A 1,583-nucleotide genomic window follows, 5' to 3' on the forward strand; every position below is an offset into this window, starting at 1 on the left:
TGATATTTGGTTTGGGCTTTAGCGCTTGCAAGTATGTCTACGATTTCGTCATCTCTAATGGCAAGGCTGTAATGCTCATAACAGGTGTTTCGTGGTCGAACAGGGATGATATAACGAGCATGGATTAGCGTATCAACTGTTTGCGCTTGTGGCATATAGGTACCCAGAGGTTTATATATGTTCAATTTTGAAAGGGTGAGTGTATACCTCTATTACTATGCTTGGCAATAAGCTGCGCGTTGAACTAGCTTCGGTAAGTGGCTAGCACAGATTAATATTGTTACTCTAAGCGTTTCCTTGGTTAGTTATTAGAGTAAGAGAAGAATTTATGAGCCAGCCTGATAAAGATGTACAGGATGATCCGCTTGATTCGAATAATCGAAAGCAAAAGCGTGTACACGCTCTAATACAATGGTGGCAGCAAGAAAAAGATAAAATTGCGCAAGGAGATGTGCTGAAATTTATGCACGAGAACAAAGAGCGTCTCGAAAAGTCCTTGGCCTCAATTTATCAAAACAACTTTGTATATAGGGTGACTAACCTGTTACTGGCTTTTGTTGCTAGTCTGGCTGGACTGGTTGATCGCCTGAAAGATGCCATTGTTAAGTTGGTTTTGAAGGTTCCTGCTCCAGAAGCGGTAAAGGGCTTGCTATTGTCTATCTTTAACGCCGTGAAGCTGCGAGGTATTGTCGATTTCTTTCGCGCCAAGATGTACTCTTTGAAAAAGGCACCTCATAATATTCGTGCTGTTCAGCTAATGGACGAGGTTGTTGCGCGTGCCAAGCGTGACGGCTTGGATATAAAGAAGCACTTTCCCGACATCGCCCGTAAATTCAACGAGCGCAAATTACAGCTGCTACAGCATTCTTTCTTTAAGGAATTTAGTAAATCTCGCATTGAGCGCATACTCGCAATGCCTTTCACCTTTAGTCGCTCAATATCACCGGTTCTACCTGATACTGCCCTGTGGCACAAGTTCTTTGTTTTTCTTGAAAACCGAAATATTGCCGACTTGATATTGGTCGGGAGTAAAGGAGAGCGGGTTTCAACGAAGCATGATAGCAAGCATGTAGTGGGTTCGTCAGAGGTGGTTCGAACCTTGTATCAGGCTTCAGTGCTTAAGGCGTCAGGGCGAAGGGTTTTTATTGTTGGTAATCACGAAGGTTATATTGGGCCGTATCTGGTAAGGAGTATATTGAGGCGGCTTGGTTTTGATAATCTCACAGCAAATTGCAATACAGTCGTTGGTCCGAGAATGTTTTCAAATATGGTTCTAAAGAACGGTGCAAGTAATGTCGGAAACTTGTTCCTGACTTTACCATCACAGAAAACGACGGAAGTTAAAGAGAAGAGCTTAGCTGATGCTTTGCTCAAAACAGCAAGACGGTCACAGCTGCTGATCAAAATGCCAAATTCCGGGCTTCATCTAATCGAGCAAATGAGTTATAGCGACTTTATGAATAAGTTTATTCGATCAGATCGCGCCCGGTTTTCTCAGATCTCTGCTCAGCTCATGCGGGTTGAAAAACATGATCTGGCCCAATACTTGGCAGACGTTAGGCAAACTTGTGCTTTGGATGAAT

The 1,583-nt window shown here is 43.1% G+C and carries 1 protein-coding gene; it reads left to right on the top strand.

Going from position 1 to position 1,583, the window contains the following annotated elements; genetic code table 11:
- Positions 1-328: 328 nt before the first annotated feature.
- A partial coding sequence (locus A3729_RS22375) for a hypothetical protein (protein WP_156498079.1) occupies positions 329-1,583 on the top strand: 1,255 nt, incomplete at its 3' end.

This window comes from Oleiphilus sp. HI0043, from assembly GCF_001634935.1.